The sequence below is a fragment of the Citrobacter sp. ABFQG genome, assembly GCF_004322975.1.
GTDB lineage: Bacteria > Pseudomonadota > Gammaproteobacteria > Enterobacterales > Enterobacteriaceae > Citrobacter > Citrobacter freundii.
In genome coordinates this window covers 4,147,255-4,165,469 of the sequence record NZ_CP036435.1, presented here as the reverse complement: position 1 = coordinate 4,165,469, position 18,215 = coordinate 4,147,255, and the positions used below count along the sequence as shown (strand labels likewise).

Annotated in this window: 20 protein-coding genes; 13 read left to right on the top strand and 7 right to left on the bottom strand. The window is 52.8% G+C overall.

The genetic code is table 11. The annotated features are described in order from the left end of the window. Positions 1-199: 199 nt before the first annotated feature. The 10 genes from WN16_RS20555 to cysM all read left to right on the top strand — a co-directional run bounded on the left by WN16_RS20555 (position 200) and on the right by cysM (position 8,652). Positions 200-625: a GNAT family acetyltransferase gene (locus WN16_RS20555; protein WP_003038048.1), complete on the top strand. Its 426-nt coding sequence runs from the start codon at positions 200-202 to the stop codon at positions 623-625. Next, a complete protein-coding gene (locus WN16_RS20550) occupies positions 612-1,061 on the top strand; it encodes a DUF2919 domain-containing protein (protein WP_003038050.1) in 450 nt (149 codons plus the stop codon). The genes WN16_RS20555 and WN16_RS20550 overlap by 14 nt, the downstream gene beginning before the upstream one ends. Before the next feature lie 59 nt (positions 1,062-1,120). After that, on the top strand, positions 1,121-1,696 hold the full coding sequence (locus tag WN16_RS20545) for an RpoE-regulated lipoprotein (protein ID WP_016150735.1): 576 nt from the start codon (positions 1,121-1,123) through the stop codon (positions 1,694-1,696). 93 nt (positions 1,697-1,789) lie between these two features. Further along, on the top strand, positions 1,790-2,689 hold the full coding sequence (gene yfeX, locus WN16_RS20540; protein ID WP_003838547.1) for a porphyrinogen peroxidase: 900 nt from the start codon (positions 1,790-1,792) through the stop codon (positions 2,687-2,689). A gap of 171 nt (positions 2,690-2,860) precedes the next feature. After that, a complete protein-coding gene (gene ucpA, locus WN16_RS20535; RefSeq protein WP_003038057.1) occupies positions 2,861-3,652 on the top strand; it encodes an SDR family oxidoreductase UcpA in 792 nt (263 codons plus the stop codon). 156 nt (positions 3,653-3,808) lie between these two features. Beyond that, positions 3,809-4,825 (top strand): thiosulfate/sulfate ABC transporter substrate-binding protein CysP, encoded by a 1,017-nt coding sequence (cysP, locus tag WN16_RS20530; protein WP_003038059.1) that lies wholly within the window; start codon positions 3,809-3,811, stop codon positions 4,823-4,825. Continuing rightward, complete coding sequence (gene cysT, locus WN16_RS20525; protein ID WP_003038061.1) at positions 4,826-5,659, top strand: sulfate/thiosulfate ABC transporter permease CysT; 834 nt, start codon at positions 4,826-4,828, stop codon at positions 5,657-5,659. Further along, positions 5,659-6,534, top strand: a complete 876-nt coding sequence (gene cysW / locus WN16_RS20520) for a sulfate/thiosulfate ABC transporter permease CysW (RefSeq protein WP_003038064.1) — start codon at positions 5,659-5,661, stop codon at positions 6,532-6,534. Before cysT ends, cysW begins: the two co-directional genes overlap by 1 nt. Beyond that, positions 6,524-7,621: a sulfate/thiosulfate ABC transporter ATP-binding protein CysA gene (cysA, locus tag WN16_RS20515; protein WP_003847288.1), complete on the top strand. Its 1,098-nt coding sequence runs from the start codon at positions 6,524-6,526 to the stop codon at positions 7,619-7,621. The genes cysW and cysA overlap by 11 nt, the downstream gene beginning before the upstream one ends. 119 nt (positions 7,622-7,740) lie before the next feature. After that, positions 7,741-8,652 carry a cysteine synthase CysM gene (gene cysM, locus WN16_RS20510; protein ID WP_003838552.1) on the top strand — a complete coding sequence of 304 codons (912 nt, stop codon included), beginning with the start codon at positions 7,741-7,743 and terminating at the stop codon, positions 8,650-8,652. 91 nt (positions 8,653-8,743) lie between these two features. On the opposite strand, the gene WN16_RS20505 is transcribed toward cysM, so the two are convergent. Both WN16_RS20505 and ptsJ read right to left on the bottom strand, forming a co-directional pair. After that, positions 8,744-9,460 (bottom strand): type 1 glutamine amidotransferase, encoded by a 717-nt coding sequence (locus tag WN16_RS20505; protein ID WP_032937821.1) that lies wholly within the window; start codon positions 9,458-9,460, stop codon positions 8,744-8,746. A 13-nt stretch (positions 9,461-9,473) separates the two neighbouring features. Next, positions 9,474-10,766 (bottom strand): transcriptional regulator PtsJ, encoded by a 1,293-nt coding sequence (ptsJ, locus tag WN16_RS20500; RefSeq protein ID WP_044701755.1) that lies wholly within the window; start codon positions 10,764-10,766, stop codon positions 9,474-9,476. An 82-nt stretch (positions 10,767-10,848) separates the two neighbouring features. On the opposite strand from ptsJ, the gene pdxK reads away from it, so the two are divergent. Both pdxK and WN16_RS20490 read left to right on the top strand, forming a co-directional pair. Then, the gene (pdxK, locus tag WN16_RS20495) at positions 10,849-11,715 is read left to right on the top strand and encodes a pyridoxine/pyridoxal/pyridoxamine kinase (protein ID WP_003838557.1); all 867 of its coding nucleotides are present in this window, start codon (positions 10,849-10,851) and stop codon (positions 11,713-11,715) included. Continuing rightward, complete coding sequence (locus WN16_RS20490) at positions 11,712-11,951, top strand: hypothetical protein (RefSeq protein WP_003038077.1); 240 nt, start codon at positions 11,712-11,714, stop codon at positions 11,949-11,951. Before pdxK ends, WN16_RS20490 begins: the two co-directional genes overlap by 4 nt. Positions 11,952-12,085: 134 nt before the next feature. On the opposite strand, the gene crr is transcribed toward WN16_RS20490, so the two are convergent. The 5 genes from crr to cysZ form a co-directional block, all read right to left on the bottom strand. After that, positions 12,086-12,595, bottom strand: coding sequence for a PTS glucose transporter subunit IIA (gene crr / locus WN16_RS20485; RefSeq protein ID WP_000522253.1), 510 nt, complete (start codon positions 12,593-12,595; stop codon positions 12,086-12,088). 40 nt (positions 12,596-12,635) lie between these two features. Further along, positions 12,636-14,363, bottom strand: a complete 1,728-nt coding sequence (gene ptsI, locus WN16_RS20480; RefSeq protein WP_044701750.1) for a phosphoenolpyruvate-protein phosphotransferase PtsI — start codon at positions 14,361-14,363, stop codon at positions 12,636-12,638. 45 nt (positions 14,364-14,408) lie between these two features. Continuing rightward, complete coding sequence (ptsH, locus tag WN16_RS20475; protein ID WP_003038086.1) at positions 14,409-14,666, bottom strand: phosphocarrier protein Hpr; 258 nt, start codon at positions 14,664-14,666, stop codon at positions 14,409-14,411. 383 nt (positions 14,667-15,049) lie between these two features. Then, positions 15,050-16,021, bottom strand: coding sequence for a cysteine synthase A (cysK, locus tag WN16_RS20470; protein ID WP_003038091.1), 972 nt, complete (start codon positions 16,019-16,021; stop codon positions 15,050-15,052). A gap of 163 nt (positions 16,022-16,184) precedes the next feature. Beyond that, the gene (gene cysZ / locus WN16_RS20465; RefSeq protein WP_003838567.1) at positions 16,185-16,946 is read right to left on the bottom strand and encodes a sulfate transporter CysZ; all 762 of its coding nucleotides are present in this window, start codon (positions 16,944-16,946) and stop codon (positions 16,185-16,187) included. Between the two features lie 230 nt (positions 16,947-17,176). Between cysZ and zipA the strand changes: the two genes are divergently transcribed. After that, complete coding sequence (gene zipA, locus WN16_RS20460; protein WP_003038097.1) at positions 17,177-18,184, top strand: cell division protein ZipA; 1,008 nt, start codon at positions 17,177-17,179, stop codon at positions 18,182-18,184. The last annotated feature ends 31 nt before the right edge of the window (positions 18,185-18,215 follow it).

Sequence of the window (18,215 nt, the reverse complement as noted above, 5' to 3'; positions counted from 1 at the left end):
TAAAAAAAAGGTTCTAAACGTTATATCGTATCGCGTAGTCCGTTGCGACGGATCGAGATAAGAATTGTTTTACTTTTCATTTCAATACGTGACAATTCCGTATTATGCCATTTTTTCCGCCGCTTCGCGTCAGATATTGGCTAAATCAGCCGTTCGCGCCATAATCGCTTTTTAACGTCCTGAAAAGGTAACCAATACCATGGAAATACGCGTTTTTCGCCAGGAAGATTTCGAAGAGGTGATCACCCTCTGGGAGCGTTGTGATTTGCTGCGTCCATGGAACGACCCTGAAATGGACATCGAACGTAAAGTCAATCATGACGTCAGCTTGTTCCTCGTCGCTGAAGTGAACGGTGAGGTGGTCGGTACGGTGATGGGCGGATACGACGGGCATCGCGGTTCCGCCTATTACCTGGGCGTGCATCCTGAGTTTCGCGGTCGCGGTATCGCTAATGCGCTACTCAACCGGTTGGAGAAAAAGCTCATTGCCCGCGGTTGCCCGAAGATTCAAATCATGGTGCGTGACGATAACGATGTCGTACAGGGCATGTATGAACGTCTGGGCTATGAACATGCGGATGTACTCAATCTGGGCAAGCGTTTGATTGAAGATGAAGAGTACTGAGTTTCATCCGGCCGACTATGACGGTCATGGGCGTCTGCGCCTGCCTTTTCTCTTCTGGTGCGTACTGTTGTTACAGGCACGCACCTGGGTTTTGTTTGTGATAGCCGGTTCTTCTCGTGAGCAGGGCAACACGTTGCTGAATCTGTTTTATCCCGATCATGACGCATTCTGGCTGGGTTTGCTCCCCGGCGTTCCCGCCGTGTTGGCGTTTTTACTCAGCGGGCGACGCTTTGCGTTTCCGGTAATCTGGCGCTGGCTGCGCGGATTATTGATTCTCGCTCAACTGGTGCTGCTGTGCTGGCAGCCGGTGATGTGGCTGACAGGCGATCCGCTCAACGGTGTCGGGCTGGCGCTGCTGGTGGCGGATATCGTCGCACTGATCTGGCTGTTAACCAATCAACGTCTGCGCGCCTGTTTTTCCCTTGAGAAAGAATAACGGCACTTTTTGGGGAAACCGGACTCCAAGCAACGTTGATAAATAAGGAAGGAAGTGAAATGAAATCACTGCGTTTGACTTTATGCGCGATGCCGCTGCTACTGGCCGGGTGTTCAACGTTGTCCTCGGTGAACTGGTCTGCCGCTAATCCGTGGAACTGGTTTGGTTCTTCAACGCAGGTCACAGAGCAGGGCGTCGGAGCGTTAACGGGCGCGACACCGCTGGATGAAAAAGCCATTGCTGATGCGCTGGACGGTGATTACCGCCTGCGTAGCGGGATGAAGACTGATAACGGAAATGTGGTGCGCTTCTATGAAGCGATGAAAGACGACAAGCTGGCGATAGTCATCAATGGCAGCCAGGGAACCATTAGTCGTATTGATGTGTTAGACCACGATATTTCGTCAGTCGCGGGTGTCGAAATCGGTACACCGTTTAGCGACCTTTACACTAAAGCTTTCGGTAATTGCCAAAAGGCAACCGGCGATGACAGCGCGGGCGTTGAGTGTAAAGCTGAAGGAAGTCAACATATTAGCTATATTTTTTCCGGTGAATGGAGCGGGCCTGAGGATATAATGCCGTCTGACGACACGCTGAAAGCGTGGAAAGTAAGCAAAATTATCTGGCGGCGTTAATTTGCGTCTGAACAAATCGGCTTGTTAAAAAAACAGGTAGAATAGCGCCAATCAATGCCACGATGTCGTGGCATCTTTTTTTCAGGAGGAACAATGTCTCAGGTTCAGAGTGGCATTTTGCCAGAACATTGCCGTGCGGCGATTTGGATTGAAGCCAATGTTAAAGGCGACGTTGAGGCCCTGCGTGCGGCCAGCAAAACCTTCGCCGATAAGCTGGCGACCTTTGAAGCTAAGTTCCCGGATGCGCATCTGGGCGCGGTTGTCGCTTTTGGCAACAACACCTGGCGTGCATTGAGCGGCGGCGTCGGTGCGGAAGAGTTAAAAGACTTTATCCCTTACGGTAAAGGTCTGGCACCTGCAACCCAATATGACGTGTTGATCCATATTCTCTCTTTGCGTCATGACGTGAATTTCTCCGTTGCGCAGGCGGCAATGGAAGCATTTGGCGACTGTATTGAAGTCAAAGAAGAAATCCACGGTTTCCGTTGGGTCGAAGAGCGCGATCTCAGCGGCTTTGTTGACGGTACGGAAAACCCGGCAGGCGAAGAAACGCGCCGTGAAGTCGCCGTTATCAAAGATGGTGTGGATGCCGGTGGCAGCTATGTGTTTGTGCAGCGTTGGGAACATAACCTGAAGCAGCTTAATCGCATGAGCATCCATGACCAGGAAATGATGATTGGCCGAACCAAGGAAGCCAACGAAGAGATCGACGGTGATGATCGTCCGGTCACCTCTCACCTGAGCCGTGTTGACCTCAAAGAAGACGGTAAAGGGCTGAAAATTGTGCGCCAGAGCCTGCCATACGGCACTGCCAGCGGCACGCATGGTCTCTATTTCTGCGCCTACTGCGCCCGTCTGCACAACATTGAACAACAGTTGCTGAGCATGTTTGGTGACACCGACGGTAAGCGTGATGCAATGCTGCGCTTCACCAAACCGGTAACCGGCGGCTATTACTTTGCACCGTCGCTGGACCGTTTAATGGCGCTGTAATGGCGATCTGATCCTGTTATCGGCCACGAAATAGACATCCCCGCATCGTCGGGGATTTTTTTACCTGAGATTAACCTGATTTAGTGAGCTATTCCTCAGCACTAATTTGTTATTGCTGTATCTTCTGCGTGAATGAAGCGAAGGCTTCATATTCAAAAGGAGAATATTGAAATGGGAAAACTCACGGGCAAAACAGCATTGATTACGGGCGCATCTCAGGGTATTGGCGAGGGTATCGCCAGAACGTTTGCCCGCCATGGTGCGAACTTAATTCTGCTGGATATCTCCGATGAGATTGAAAAACTGGCGGATGAGTTGGCTGGGCGAGGGCACCGTTGCACAGCCGTTCACGCTGACGTCAGAGATTTTGCGTCGGTCAAGGAAGCGGTGATGCGCGCGAAGCAGATTGAAGGCAAAATCGATATTCTGGTGAACAATGCCGGCGTATGCCGCCTCGGCAACTTCCTTGATATGAGCGATGAAGATCGCGATTTCCACATTGATATCAACATTAAAGGCGTCTGGAATGTGACGAAAGCCGTTCTGCCGGAGATGATTGCGCGCAAAGACGGGCGCATCGTGATGATGTCATCGGTGACCGGCGATATGGTTGCCGACCCGGGCGAAACGGCCTACGCACTGTCGAAAGCCGCAATCATCGGTTTGACCAAATCCCTGGCGGTAGAATATGCGCAGTCAGGCATTCGCGTTAATGCCATTTGCCCAGGCTACGTTCGTACGCCGATGGCGGAAAGCATTGCGCGTCAATCTAACCCGGAAGATCCTGAATCCGTTTTAGTCGAAATGGCGAAAGCGATCCCGATGCGTCGTCTGGCCTGTCCGCTTGAGGTCGGTGAACTGGCGGCGTTCCTGGCGTCGGATGAGTCCAGTTACTTAACTGGCACGCAAAACGTGATTGATGGCGGTAGCACCCTGCCAGAAAGCGTTAGCGTCGGCGTCTGATTGATGCCGGTCTCCTCCTCACTCGTGTGGGGAGGGATTCTCTTATTCTCTTTTCAACTTTCAAATCATCAAACGGTATATAAAACCGTTACTCCTTTAGCACTGGTTATAAATATGATGACCATAAGAAAGTCATTAAATTTATAAGGGTGCGCAATGGCCGTTAACTTACTGAAAAAAAGAACACTGACGCTGGCAGCCATGCTGTTGCTGGTGGGGCAGGCGCAGGCAACGGAACTGCTGAACAGTTCATACGATGTTTCCCGTGAGCTTTTTGCCGCCCTTAATCCACCGTTTGAACAGCAATGGGCTAAGGATAACGGCGGTGACAAACTGACGATTAAACAATCTCATGCCGGGTCATCAAAACAGGCTCTGGCGATTCTGCAGGGGCTGAAAGCCGATGTGGTGACCTATAACCAGGTCACCGACGTGCAGATCCTGCATGACAAAGGCAAACTGATCCCCGCCGACTGGCAAAGCCGCCTGCCGAATAACAGCTCGCCGTTCTATTCCACCATGGGTTTCCTGGTGCGTAAGGGGAACCCGAAAAACATTCATGACTGGAATGACCTTGTGCGTTCTGATGTGAAACTGATTTTCCCGAACCCAAAAACCTCCGGTAACGCGCGCTATACCTATCTGGCGGCGTGGGGTGCTGCGGATAAAGCTGACGGTGGTGATAAAACCAAAACCGAACAGTTTATGACCCAGTTTCTGAAAAACGTCGAAGTGTTTGATACCGGCGGTCGCGGTGCTACCACCACCTTTGCAGAGCGCGGTCTGGGCGATGTGCTGATCAGCTTCGAATCAGAAGTGAACAACATTCGTAAACAGTATGAAGCGCAGGGTTTTGAAGTGGTTATCCCGAAAACCAATATCCTCGCCGAATTCCCGGTGGCCTGGGTAGATAAAAATGTGCAAGCCAACGGTACTGAAAAAGCAGCTAAAGCGTACCTGACCTGGCTGTACAGCCCGCAGGCGCAAACCATTATTACCGATTTCTACTACCGCGTGAATAACCCGCAGGTGATGGACAAACAGCAAGATAAATTCCCGCAGACCGAATTGTTCCGTGTGGAAGATAAGTTTGGTTCGTGGCCTGAAGTGATGAAAACACACTTTGTCAGCGGTGGAGAGCTGGACAAACTGCTGGCGGCGGGGCGTAAGTAAATGTTTGCTGTTTCTTCCCGACGCGTGCTGCCCGGCTTCACTTTGAGCCTGGGTACAAGCTTACTGTTTGTCTGCCTGATATTGCTGCTGCCGCTGAGCGCGCTGGTGATGCAACTGGCGCAAATGAGCTGGGCGCAATACTGGGATGTGATTACCAATCCGCAGGTGGTGGCGGCTTATAAAGTGACGCTGCTGTCGGCGTTTGTGGCGTCGATTTTTAACGGCGTGTTCGGTTTGCTGATGGCGTGGATCTTAACCCGCTATCGCTTTCCGGGCCGTACGCTGTTGGATGCACTGATGGATCTGCCGTTTGCGCTGCCTACAGCGGTGGCGGGTCTGACGCTGGCGTCGCTGTTTTCGGTTAATGGCTTCTACGGCGAGTGGCTGGCGAAGCTGGATATCAAGGTGACCTACACCTGGCTTGGTATCGCGGTGGCGATGGCGTTTACCAGCATTCCGTTTGTGGTGCGTACCGTCCAGCCGGTGCTGGAAGAATTAGGTCCCGAATATGAAGAAGCCGCAGAAACGCTCGGTGCTACGCGCTGGCAGAGTTTCCGTAAAGTGGTGCTGCCGGAGCTGTCCCCCGCGCTGGTGGCGGGCGTTGCGCTTTCGTTTACCCGAAGCCTCGGTGAGTTTGGCGCGGTTATCTTTATCGCTGGGAACATCGCATGGAAAACGGAAGTAACCTCGCTGATGATTTTTGTTCGCTTGCAGGAGTTTGACTACCCGGCCGCCAGCGCGATTGCTTCTGTGATCCTCGGGGCTTCGTTGTTGCTGCTGTTTTCAATTAACACCCTGCAAAGTCGCTTTGGTCGACGTGTGGTAGGTCACTGATGGCAGACATTACCCAATTGAAACGCTATGGCGCACCCCGCATCAACTGGGGTAAATGGTTTCTGATCGGCACGGGCATGCTGGTCTCCGCGTTTATTTTGCTGGTGCCGATGATTTACATCTTCGTGCAGGCGTTCAGCAAGGGATTAATGCCGGTATTACAGAACCTGGCGGACCCGGACATGCTGCATGCCATCTGGCTGACGGTGCTGATTGCGCTGATTGCGGTGCCGGTGAACCTGGTGTTTGGTGTGTTGCTGGCCTGGCTGGTGACCCGTTTTAACTTCCCAGGACGCCAGTTGTTGCTGACGTTACTGGATATTCCGTTTGCCGTCTCGCCGGTGGTTGCCGGCCTGGTGTATCTGCTGTTTTACGGCTCTAACGGTCCGCTGGGTGGATGGCTGGATGAGCATAACCTGCAAATTATGTTTGCCTGGCCGGGGATGGTGCTGGTGACGGTATTCGTGACCTGTCCGTTTGTGGTGCGAGAGTTGGTGCCGGTGATGTTAAGCCAGGGCAGCAATGAAGATGAAGCGGCTGTGTTGCTGGGCGCGTCAGGCTGGCAGATGTTCCGGCGCGTTACGCTGCCAAATATCCGTTGGGCATTGCTGTACGGCGTGGTGCTGACCAACGCCCGTGCGATTGGCGAGTTTGGCGCGGTGTCGGTGGTTTCCGGCTCGATTCGCGGCGAAACCCTATCGCTACCGCTACAAATTGAATTACTGGAGCAGGACTACAACACGGTCGGCTCTTTTACCGCCGCGGCGCTATTAACGCTGATGGCGATTATTACCCTGTTTTTGAAGAGCATGTTGCAATGGCGTCTGGAGAACCAGGAGAAACGCGCGCAGCAGGAGGAAAATCATGAGCATTGAGATTGCCAATATTAAGAAGTCTTTTGGTCGCACCCAGGTGCTGAACGATATCTCGCTGGATATTCCTTCAGGTCAGATGGTCGCGCTGCTGGGGCCATCCGGCTCGGGCAAAACCACGCTGCTGCGCATTATTGCCGGGTTGGAGCATCAGTCCAGCGGGCATATCCGTTTTCACGGCACCGACGTCAGTCGTTTGCATGCTCGCGACCGTAAAGTGGGATTCGTATTCCAGCACTATGCGCTGTTTCGTCATATGACCGTTTTCGACAATATCGCGTTTGGTCTGACGGTCCTGCCACGGCGTGAGCGCCCGAATGCGGCGGCCATCAAAGCAAAAGTCACCAAACTGCTGGAGATGGTTCAATTGGCTCATCTGGCGGACCGCTTCCCGGCGCAGCTTTCTGGTGGGCAAAAGCAGCGTGTGGCGTTGGCGCGTGCGCTGGCGGTAGAGCCGCAGATTCTGCTGCTCGACGAGCCGTTTGGCGCGCTCGATGCGCAGGTACGTAAAGAGCTGCGTCGTTGGCTGCGTCAGCTGCATGAAGAGCTGAAGTTCACCAGCGTGTTTGTTACCCACGACCAGGAAGAAGCGACGGAAGTTGCCGATCGCGTGGTGGTGATGAGTCAGGGTCATATCGAGCAGGCTGATGCGCCGGATCAAGTCTGGCGCGAACCGGCTACCCGTTTTGTGCTGGAGTTTATGGGGGAAGTTAACCGCCTGCAGGGGACGATTCGCGGTGGACAATTCCACGTGGGCGCACACCGCTGGCCGCTGGGTTATACGCCTGGTTATCAGGGACCGGTGGATCTGTTTCTGCGTCCGTGGGAAGTGGACGTCAGCCGTCGTACCAGCCTGGATTCGCCGTTGCCGGTACAGGTACTGGAAGCCAGCCCGAAAGGACACTACACCCAATTAGTTGTGCAACCGCTGGGGTGGTATAACGAACCGCTGACGGTCATCATGCAGGGCGATGATTCCCCAAGCCGCGGCGAGCGGCTGTTTGTCGGGCTGCAAAATGCGCGTCTGTATAACGGTGACCAGCGTATTGAAACGCGTGAAGAGGAACTTGCTCTGGCGGAATCTGCCTGATAGGTTAATTTGCAGGTTTATCGCCCGGTGGCGCTATGCTTACCGGGCCTACCGCATATGCCGTGATTTTGTAGGCCGGGTAAGCGCAGCGCCACCCGGCTTTTTATTGGACAGCACTCATGAACACATTAGAACAAACAATTGGCAATACGCCTCTGGTGAAACTACAACGTCTGGCGCCGGATAACGGCAGTGAAATTTGGGTCAAGCTGGAAGGGAATAATCCCGCGGGTTCGGTGAAAGACCGGGCTGCGCTGTCGATGATTGTCGAAGCGGAAAAACGTGGAGAAATTAAGCCTGGTGATGTGCTGATCGAGGCTACCAGCGGTAATACCGGAATTGCTCTGGCGATGATTGCCGCGCTGAAGGGCTACCGCATGAAGCTGCTGATGCCAGACAACATGAGCCAGGAGCGCCGAGCGGCGATGCGTGCTTACGGGGCTGAACTGGTTCTGGTGACCAAAGAGCAGGGGATGGAAGGCGCGCGTGACTTAGCTCTTGAAATGGCGCAGCGCGGAGAAGGTAAACTTCTCGACCAATTTAATAATCCGGATAACCCGTACGCGCATTACACCACCACCGGACCGGAAATCTGGCAGCAGACGTCAGGTCGTATTACCCACTTTGTCTCCAGTATGGGAACAACAGGCACCATTACCGGTGTGTCGCGTTTTCTGCGTGAGCAAGAAAAAGCGGTTACCATCGTTGGCCTGCAGCCGGAAGAGGGCAGTAGTATTCCGGGAATTCGCCGCTGGCCTGCGGAATATATGCCGGGCATTTTTAACGCCTCGCTGGTGGATGAGGTATTGGATATTCATCAGAACGATGCGGAAAACACCATGCGCGCGCTGGCGGTGAAAGAGGGTGTATTCTGCGGCGTTAGTTCCGGCGGCGCGGTAGCCGGAGCGATTCGCGTGGCCGAACAAAATCCGGGAGCGGTGGTGGTGGCGATCATCTGCGATCGTGGCGATCGCTACCTTTCAACCGGCGTGTTTGGCGAAGAGCACTTTAACCAGGGATCAGGGATTTAGTTTGTAGGCCTGATAAGCATAGAGCCATCAGGCAAACGTACGGCACGATCGCCGGATGACGACGTAAAGCGTCTTATCCGGCCTGCCATAATCAATCGTTACGTTTTTCCACAAGCTTATCAAGGAATTGCCACAGCTTCTCATTCATCTGCTGATAATCCCATGCGCGCATCTCTTCAACGGAGCGGATGAAGCGCTTGCCTTTAGCTTCCGCCAGTTCTTGTTCGGAGTGTTGAATAAGCCCTTCTATAGCATCAGCCGTAAATTCCATATGGCACTGAAAACCATAGACGAAATTACCGTATTGTACGATTTGTCGCGGGCAGCCCTCGCTTGTGGCGAGAATTGTCGCCTGGTCGGTTAATCCAGGCATATCGTTGTGCCAGTGACCGACGGTAAGCGGTGAACCAAAATGGCTGAACAACGGATGCTGTTGGCCTGCTTCGGTCAGGGTGATCGGGTAGTGACCAATCTCTTTTTCCGGACTCTGGCACACCTTCGCACCCAGCGCTTCGCCGATTAACTGTGAACCCAGGCAGATCCCCACCACAATTTTACGTGCCGCAATCGCCTGATTGATCAGATGCTGCTCGGCCTGAGAATCAAAGTACGGGCACTCTGCCAGCGTGGTCCGGGGGGACTGCGGACCGCCAAACACCACCAACATATCGAAGCCATCCGCGTTCGCAGGGACCGTTTCCCCGGCGTAAACGTGCGACCAGGTGATGGTATAGCCGCGTGATTCAGCCCACGGCAGATACGCGCCAGCAGATTCAAAAGACTCATGAATAACAAAATGAACTCGCACTTTTTCTCTCCTGTTAGCGCTTTAGCGCCTGATGGATATCAGTCGCCAGCTTATCAATGTCGCTGTCTGATAATGTTGACAGCGTAATGCGCAGGCCGTGGGCAGGCGTATTGACGCCAAACACTTCGCCTTCGCGTACCAGCCAGCCGGACTTTGCCAGCGCAAAAGCGATCGCCTGGCTGTTATCTTCCAGCGGTAGCCACATATTCAGACCGTCACCAACGGGCAACTCAATGCCATGTCGCCGCAGAGCTGCCGTCAACTTTTGCTGCTGGGCAGCGTAAAATTGCTGAGTTTGCGCCAGCGTGTGTTGGTAAGTCTCGTCATTCAGGCAGGCGCAGGCCAAATCCTGCAGCAGATGGCTGACCCACTGACTGCCGGAGTTAAGCCTTAAACGTAGCTTCCCTGAAGTGAGCGGATCGCTGGCCACAATGGCCAGGCGTAAATCTGGTCCTAACGTTTTTGACATCGAGCGGACAACCGCCCAGTGCGTGGTTTCCTTCGCAATCACCGGATACCAGTGGCAGGCAGATAGCAGCGCAAAGTGGTCGTCGACAATCACCAGCGTCTGCGGATAGCGGGCCAGAATTTCCTGCAATTGCGCCGCGCGTGAGGCGCTCAGGCTGCATCCTGTCGGGTTATGCGCGCGCGGTGTCAGAATTACTGCCCGCGCGCCTTTCTGTAGCGCGAGTTCCAGCTGGTCCGGCAGCATGCCTTCGCGGTCAACGCTGGCCGGGTTTGCTGAGAATCCGGCATAGCGCAGCATGTTGATGCTGCTTAAAAAGCATGGATCTTCTACGACAACGCTATCACCAGGCAGCAAATGGGCGCACAGTAGCCGTTCGATAGCATCAATGGCACCGCTGGTAATATCAATTTCCCCTTTGCCGGGCATTGCATTTTGCATCCATTCTGATGCCCACGCCTTAAGTCCAGGTGACACAGCGGCATCGCCGTACAAGCGCGGACTCTTATTTATCTTCGCAAAATAATTACTCAGGTCAGGAAGTCGCGAGGGCGCTGGATTACCGCCGGAAAGATCGATAAGCGGGGTATCCGGATTACCACCTTCCAGTGCTACGGGGGCAGTAATCCCCTTAATCACCGTACCGTTGCGTCCCAGGCTCTGTGCCAACCCGGAGGAGACCAGGCGTTTGTAAGCCGCCGCGACAGTATTGCGGTTCACGTTTAATTCCGTTGCCAGTTCCCGCACTGGCGGTAACGTTTCTCCCACTGCCAGCGTGCCTGTAGTGACATGTTGACGGATACTGTCAAAAATTTCGTTAGCGGTTTTTCCGTCGATCATTATTGACCTATGACAAAATGAATTTTAGCATATGACGATAATAGTGAGGCGTAGACCCGCTGTCCAGCGAGAGGAGAAATTTATGGAGCAGGAGAGTGATATCCAGTCAGTGCTCTTCGACGACACGCATCGGGCGTTACAGACCGATATCGTCGCCGTTCAGTCACAGGTGGTTTATGGCAGCGTAGGTAACAGCATCGCCGTCCCGGCCATTAAAGCGCAGGGGTTACGCGTGACGGCAGTACCTACGGTGCTGTTCAGTAATACCCCGCATTATGAAACCTTCTACGGCGGCGTTATTCCAGCAGACTGGTTTAGCGGTTATCTCCGCGCCTTAAACGAGCGTGATGCCTTGCGCGAGCTAAAGGCGGTGACGACAGGGTACATGGGCAGCGCGGAACAAATCGCCTTGCTGGCACAGTGGCTGAAAACCGTTCTGACCACGCATCCGGACCTGTGCATTTTGGTCGACCCCGTGATTGGCGATACGGATAGCGGTATGTATGTTAAAGCCGAAATTCCGGAGGCTTATCGTCAGCACCTGCTGCCGCTGGCTCAGGGGCTGACTCCAAATGTGTTTGAGCTGCAAATGCTGAGCGGAAAGCCGTGTCGTACGCTTGATGAAGCCATTACGGCGGCACAATCACTGCTCACCGACACCCTCAAATGGGTGGTGATCACCAGTGCGCCGGGGGATACGGAAGAGATTATTCATGTTGCGGTGGTGACGGCTGAAACGGTTGAGGTGTTAGCTCATCCGCGAGTGAAAACGGATCTGAAGGGGACTGGCGATCTGTTCTGTGCCGAGCTGGTGAGCGGCCTTGTGATGGGGAAAGCGCTGACGACCGCGACGCACGATGCTGCACAGCGGGTGCTGGACGTGATGACGTGGACGCACCAGTGCGGTTGTGATGAATTAATTCTGCCACCGGCAGGGGAGGCGCGATGAAGAGTTACCGGCTGGTGGTTCGTCAGAATGGGCGTATGGTTGGACACTTTGATACCTGCGGGACAGCGGCGCTGGAAGATATCTGCGTGGCGCGGGCTATGTTCGGCATTGCGGGTGGTTACGACTGTGAGTTGTTAGTGGCGGATTCGGAACGACGGATGCTGGAGAGCGGGCCGGAGGGCATGAAAATCCTGATGCGCGAGGCGTGTTATCGCCCGGTGACTGCACACATTTAATTGCGGATGGCGCTACGCTTATCCGGCCTACGATACGAGATTCTTTGTAGGCCGGATAAGCGTAGCGCCATCCGGCAAGGTACTGCCTGATTGCCGGATGGCGGCGTAAACGCCTTATCCGGCCTACGCAAGAATTACTTCTTGATGCGGATAACCGGGGTTTCACCCACGGTCACGCTACCGGACAGTTTGATCAGTTCTTTGATTTCGTCCATGTTGGAGATAACAACCGGAGTCAGGGTAGACTTGGCTTTTTCTTCCAGCAGCGGCAGATCGAATTCAATAACCGGGTCGCCCACTTTCACGCGCTGACCTTCTTCAGCGATGCGTTTGAAGCCTTCGCCTTTCAGTTCAACGGTATCAATACCGAAGTGAACAAACAGCTCAATGCCGCTGTCGGATTCGATAGAGAAAGCGTGGTTGGTTTCAAAGATTTTGCCGATGGTGCCGTCAACAGGAGCAACCATTTTGTTACCGGTTGGTTTGATAGCGATGCCATCACCAACGATTTTTTCAGCAAAAACTACATCCGGCACGTCTTCGATGTTGACGATCTCGCCAGAGAGCGGAGCAACAATCTCAATAGTTCCGGTGTCTTTCTTATCATCAGAAACCAGAGATTTCAGTTTATCGAACAAACCCATGATCTTCTCCTAAGCAGTAAATTGGGCCGCATCTCGTGGATTAGCAGATTGTTTTTTCTTCAATGAACTTGTTAACCAGCGTCATTAACTCGTCCGTTGTCGGTTGAGCAAGAGCCTGCTCTGCTAACACCTTCGCATCTTCGAAGTTCGTGTTACGGATAATCTTCTTAATGCGCGGGATAGAAATGGCGCTCATAGAGAATTCGTCCAGACCCATCCCCAGCAACAGAAGTGTAGCACGTTCGTCGCCTGCAAGCTCACCACACATGCCAGTCCATTTGCCTTCAGCATGAGAAGCATCAATAACTTGCTTGATCAGCGTCAGCACAGATGGCGACATTGGTTGGTAAAGGTGTGAAATCATATCATTACCACGGTCAACTGCCAGGGTGTACTGCGTTAAATCATTGGTGCCGATACTAAAGAAATCAACTTCTTTGGCTAAATGACGCGCAATTGTTGCCGCAGCCGGTGTTTCCACCATCACGCCAATCTCAATGCTCTCGTCAAATGCTTTACCTTCGTCGCGCAGTTCCTGTTTGTAGATTTCAATCTCTTTGCGCAGTGCACGCACTTCTTCAACAGAGATGATCATTGGGAACATAATGCGCAGTTTACCGAAAGCAGAGGCGCGCAGAATCGCGCGAACCTGGTCACGCAGGATCTCTTTACGATCCATGGCGATACGCACGGCACGCCAGCCCAGGAACGGGTTCTCTTCTTTCGGGAAATTCATGTACGGCAGTTCTTTATCGCCGCCGATGTCCATGGTGCGAACGATGACCGCCTGAGAGCCACAGGCTTCAGCAACGGCTTTATACGCAGCAAACTGTTCTTCTTCAGTTGGCAGCGAATCACGGTCCATGAACAGGAATTCGGTGCGGTACAGACCCACACCTTCAGCGCCGTTACGTTCAGCGCCTTCAACGTCACGAACGGTACCGATATTGGCGCAAACTTCAACCTGATGTCCGTCCAGCGTGATAGCCGGCAGATCTTTCAGCTTAGCGAGTTCCGCTTTCTCGGTTGCAACCTGCTCCTGAACGGCACGCAGTTGCTCGATAACGTCGTTGGTCGGATTGACGTAAACCTGATTGTTTACGGCATCCAGAATCAGATAGTCGTCGTTTTTAACCTGAGAGGTGACGCTACCCGTACCGACGATGGCAGGCAGTTCCAGAGAACGCGCCATGATAGAGGTATGGGAAGTACGTCCGCCCGCGTCAGTAATGAAACCCAGCACCTTGTTCAGGTTCAGCTGTGCGGTTTCTGACGGGGTCAGGTCTGCGGCTACCAGGATAACTTCTTCCTGAATAGCGCTCAGGTCGATAATTGCCAGACCCAGGATGTTACGCAGCAGGCGTTTACCGATGTCACGTACGTCAGCCGCACGTTCTTTCAGGTATTCATCATCCAGCTCTTCCAGGGCTGTGGCCTGACCTTCGATAACTTCATGCGCGGCTGCATCAGCCGTCATGTGCTTATCTTTAATCAGGGCTATGATTTCCTGCTCCAGCTCCTCATCTTCGAGCAGCATGATATGCCCTTCAAAGATGGCTTCTTTTTCTTCACCGAACGTTTCACCAGCTTTGGTTTTGATCGCTTCCAGTTGCGCAGATGCCTTGGCACGACCGCTCAGAAAACGTTCAACTTCCTGATCAACCTTGTCGGCAGAAATTTTTTTCCGGTCAATGACGATTTCGTCTTCTTTCAGTAGCAATGCTTTACCGAAAGCGATACCCGGGGATGCTAAAATGCCTGAAATCATAACCCTACCTTACTTGTGACTGATATTTAAAAGAACTCGTTGAACTTACTCGAGTTCAGCCATCAGTTTAACCAGATGCTCAACTGCTTTCTGCTCGTCTTCACCTTCTGCGGACAGGGTAACAACGGTACCCTGAGTCAGGCCCAGAGTCTGCAGTTTAAACAGGCTTTTGGCGCTAGCGCTTTTGCCGTTGGAAGTCACAGTAATATCAGAAGTAAAGCCTTTTGCTTCTTTAACAAACTGAGCAGCAGGGCGAGTATGCAGACCGTTCGGAGCGGTAATGGTAACTTCTTGCTGGAACATTATATTTCCCCAACTTATAGGTTTAGTGTTGTGGAACTAAAGTCTAGCCTGGCGGTTCAACTTTAGCCTGTATTGTTAGCATCGGCGTAAACTGGACGCGACACAAAAGGAGTTCGGTGCAATCCGTTGCTGGCAACTTCTTGCCGCTGACGTTTCGTTCGTCATTAAACATTATGCCGCGAAAGGAAGAGTTGAACCAAATCATAAAATCGATTCAGCTAGCGCTTTTCCTGTAACGATTAATTTCGCGCATCAAAATAATTAGCTTGGTTAAATACCAGTTCTGGTGGGTTGAATCAATGCCAGGCGAGTTGAAACTTTGAAGCAGGCCACAAAAAAGCACCCAAATGGGTGCTTTTTTACGCGTTTTTAACATGCTGGCATTACTGTTGCAGTTCTTTCTCTGTGAAGAGATCGGCAAACAGTGCAGTGCTCAGATAACGCTCACCCGATGACGGTAGAATAACCACTATATTCTTATTGGTAAAGGTTTCATCTTCCTGCAGCTTAAGCGCGGCAGCAACAGCAGCGCCGGAAGAAATGCCCGCCAGAATACCTTCTTCTTCCATCAGGCGACGCGCAGTAGAGATTGCTTCATCATTGGTGATGGCGACGACTTTATCGATAAGTTTCAGATCAAGGTTGCCTGGAATGAAACCCGCGCCAATCCCCTGAATTTTATGTGGGCCCGGTTTAAGTTCTTCACCCGCCAGCGCCTGGGCGATAACCGGGGAGTCGGTAGGTTCAACCGCGACGGTGATCAGATCGGTTTTGCCTTTAGTGCCTTTGATGTAACGGGTCACACCAGTCAATGTACCGCCGGTACCGACGCCGGAAATAAAGACATCAACCTGGCCATCGGTATCTTCCCAGATTTCCGGGCCGGTGGTTTTTTCGTGAATTTCCGGGTTCGCCGGGTTGCTGAACTGCTGCAGCAGCAGGAACTTCTCCGGATCGCTGGCGACAATTTCTTCCGCTTTCTGGATTGCACCCTTCATCCCTTTTGCGCCTTCGGTCAGCACCAGATTCGCACCCAGAGCTTTCAACAGCTTGCGGCGCTCAATGCTCATCGTTTCCGGCATGGTCAGAGTCAGTTTGTAACCGCGGGCTGCGGCAACGTAGGCTAGCGCAATCCCCGTGTTGCCGCTGGTCGGTTCTACCAGCTCAACACCCGGTTTAAGTACACCACGTTTTTCGGCATCCCAAATCATATTGGCACCGATACGGCATTTGACGCTAAAGCTCGGGTTACGAGATTCCACCTTCGCCAGAATGCGTCCGTTACCGATACGGTTCAGTCGAACCAGCGGCGTATGACCGATAGTCAGCGAGTTGTCTTCAAAAATCTTACTCATGGCCTGTCCTTAACTGTATGAAATTGGGATACCGCTTCAGCATACCTGTTGAGAAAGTATGGGGAAGTAAGGAAATCGCATATCTATATGCTGATGGGAAATAATGCCTTGCAGTATGGAATAAGAGCGGGCATAAGCCAGCCCGCTTTTACACATTTTTGCATTACTTCCATAACGCGTGCTTAGCACGATAGCAGTCTACCCACATCGCCGTGGCACCACAAACCGCGACCGGCATGATGAACAGATTGAGCACCGGAATCATGGTGAACAAACTGGTTAATGCGCCAAATTGCATATTGGTGACCTTGCGTGTACGCAGCGCGACGCGCATCTCCTTAAAAGGCACCTTATGGTTATCAAACGGATAATCGCAGTACTGAATGGCCAGCATCCATGCGCTGAACAGGAACCACAGCACCGGGGCGACGGTCTGCCCAATACCCGGAATGAAATAGAGGATCAGCAATACGATGGCGCGCGGGAGATACCACGCCAGCTTTTGCCATTCACGTTTCATAATACGGGGAACATCTTTCATGATGCCGAGAACACCGGTGTCAGGCGGTGTTGCGCCCGTTAAGCGCGCTTCCAGTTGTTCAGCCAGCAGACCGTTAAACGGCGCGGCAATCCAGTTGGCTATGGTGGAAAAGAGGTAGCCGAACACCAGTAGTACGGAGATAGTGACAATCGGCCACAGCAAGTAGCTGAGCCACTGAAGCCAGTCAGGGACGTGACTCATCAGCGCGGGGATCCAGCTATCGAGTTGTGTGAATAGCCACCAGAATGCGCCGCCCATCAGCAGGATATTCACCAGCAAAGGCAGGATGACAAAGCGACGAATGCCCGGTTGGGTGATGAGCTTCCATCCCTGTGAAAAGTAATAAAGGCCGCTGCGAGGTACGACTGCAGATGATGAAACCATGGTCAGGACATACTCCTTGTTATAAAAGCTCTGGTAAACTTTGCGTATCTTACCGGGTTGTTGAGCGTTAAGCTGTTCAGAAATGTTCGAAAAAACAGCAAAAAGCACAATTTTGTTCATCTTTATGCCGTGAAAGCCAAGAGTGCACTTGCACTTGGCGTAATCGACAAATACTCTTAGTGAGTAAATGTTTGCCGTGGTGGCAAGGTGTTAGAACAACAGAGAATATAATGATGCAGGATTTGCGTCTGATATTAATCATTGTTGGCGCGATCGCCATAATCGCTTTACTGGTACATGGTTTTTGGACTAGCCGTAAAGAGCGGTCTTCTATATTCCGCGATCGCCCACTGAAACGCATGAAGTCTAAACGTGAAGACGAGGATTCGTTCGACGACAATGTCGAGGAAGACGAAGGCGTGGGCGAAGTTCGCGTTCATCGTGTGAATCATGCTCCCGGTAACGCGCAGGAACATGGTGTTCCTCCTCAGTCGCCGCAACACCAGTACCAGCCGCCTTATGCGTCGGCTCAGCCGCGTCAACCCGCGCAGCAGCCTGCACAAGCGCCGGTACCGCCGCCGCATGCTCAGCCGCAGCCTGTACAACCGCAGCAGCCGGTGCAACATCAGCCTGTTCAGCAACAACCTGTACAGCAGCCGATGCAGCATCAGCCCGTTGCTCCGCAGGTTCAGCAGCCCGTGCAGCAAGCACCGCAACCTGCGCCGCAGACTTTCCAGCCCGCAGAGCCTGCCGTTGAACATCAACCGCAGCCTGAGCCGGTAGTTGAAGAAGCGCCTGCTGCTGAAAAACCGCAGCGTAAAGAAGCGGTCATTATTATGAACGTTGCGGCGCATCACGGTAGCGAGCTCAACGGCGAAGTGCTGCTCAATAGCATTCAGCAAGCCGGTTTTAAATTTGGCGATATGAATATTTTCCATCGTCATTTGAGCCCGGATGGCAGCGGTCCGTCGCTGTTCAGCCTTGCCAATATGGTTAACCCAGGAACGTTTGATCCCGAAATGACGGGTGATTTCAGCACCCCTGGCGTAACTATTTTTATGCAGGTTCCGTCCTATGGGGACGAGCTGCAAAACTTTAAGCTGATGCTGCAGTCCGCACAGCACATCGCCGATGAAGTGGGTGGTGTGGTGCTTGACGATCAACGTCGCATGATGACGCCGCAGAAACTGCGCGAGTATCAGGACCGCATCCGCGAAGTTAAAGAATCTCGCGCCTGATTCTCCTTTGGCGTGACATCTCCTTGCTAAA

Bases quoted from the DNA above. Each gene is read 5' to 3' on its own strand.
- crr (WP_000522253.1), bottom strand. From the start codon at position 12,595: ATGGGTTTGTTCGATAAACTGAAATCTCTGGTTTCTGATGATAAGAAA.
- ptsI (WP_044701750.1), bottom strand. From the start codon at position 14,363: ATGATTTCAGGCATTTTAGCATCCCCGGGTATCGCTTTCGGTAAAGCA.
- cysP (WP_003038059.1), top strand. From the start codon at position 3,809: ATGGCCGTTAACTTACTGAAAAAAAGAACACTGACGCTGGCAGCCATG.
- ptsH (WP_003038086.1), bottom strand. From the start codon at position 14,666: ATGTTCCAGCAAGAAGTTACCATTACCGCTCCGAACGGTCTGCATACT.
- WN16_RS20490 (WP_003038077.1), top strand. From the start codon at position 11,712: ATGAAGAGTTACCGGCTGGTGGTTCGTCAGAATGGGCGTATGGTTGGA.
- zipA (WP_003038097.1), top strand. From the start codon at position 17,177: ATGATGCAGGATTTGCGTCTGATATTAATCATTGTTGGCGCGATCGCC.
- ptsJ (WP_044701755.1), bottom strand. From the start codon at position 10,766: ATGATCGACGGAAAAACCGCTAACGAAATTTTTGACAGTATCCGTCAA.
- pdxK (WP_003838557.1), top strand. From the start codon at position 10,849: ATGGAGCAGGAGAGTGATATCCAGTCAGTGCTCTTCGACGACACGCAT.
- WN16_RS20555 (WP_003038048.1), top strand. From the start codon at position 200: ATGGAAATACGCGTTTTTCGCCAGGAAGATTTCGAAGAGGTGATCACC.
- cysK (WP_003038091.1), bottom strand. From the start codon at position 16,021: ATGAGTAAGATTTTTGAAGACAACTCGCTGACTATCGGTCATACGCCG.
- yfeX (WP_003838547.1), top strand. From the start codon at position 1,790: ATGTCTCAGGTTCAGAGTGGCATTTTGCCAGAACATTGCCGTGCGGCG.
- cysA (WP_003847288.1), top strand. From the start codon at position 6,524: ATGAGCATTGAGATTGCCAATATTAAGAAGTCTTTTGGTCGCACCCAG.
- ucpA (WP_003038057.1), top strand. From the start codon at position 2,861: ATGGGAAAACTCACGGGCAAAACAGCATTGATTACGGGCGCATCTCAG.
- cysT (WP_003038061.1), top strand. From the start codon at position 4,826: ATGTTTGCTGTTTCTTCCCGACGCGTGCTGCCCGGCTTCACTTTGAGC.
- WN16_RS20545 (WP_016150735.1), top strand. From the start codon at position 1,121: ATGAAATCACTGCGTTTGACTTTATGCGCGATGCCGCTGCTACTGGCC.
- WN16_RS20550 (WP_003038050.1), top strand. From the start codon at position 612: ATGAAGAGTACTGAGTTTCATCCGGCCGACTATGACGGTCATGGGCGT.
- cysM (WP_003838552.1), top strand. From the start codon at position 7,741: ATGAACACATTAGAACAAACAATTGGCAATACGCCTCTGGTGAAACTA.
- cysZ (WP_003838567.1), bottom strand. From the start codon at position 16,946: ATGGTTTCATCATCTGCAGTCGTACCTCGCAGCGGCCTTTATTACTTT.
- cysW (WP_003038064.1), top strand. From the start codon at position 5,659: ATGGCAGACATTACCCAATTGAAACGCTATGGCGCACCCCGCATCAAC.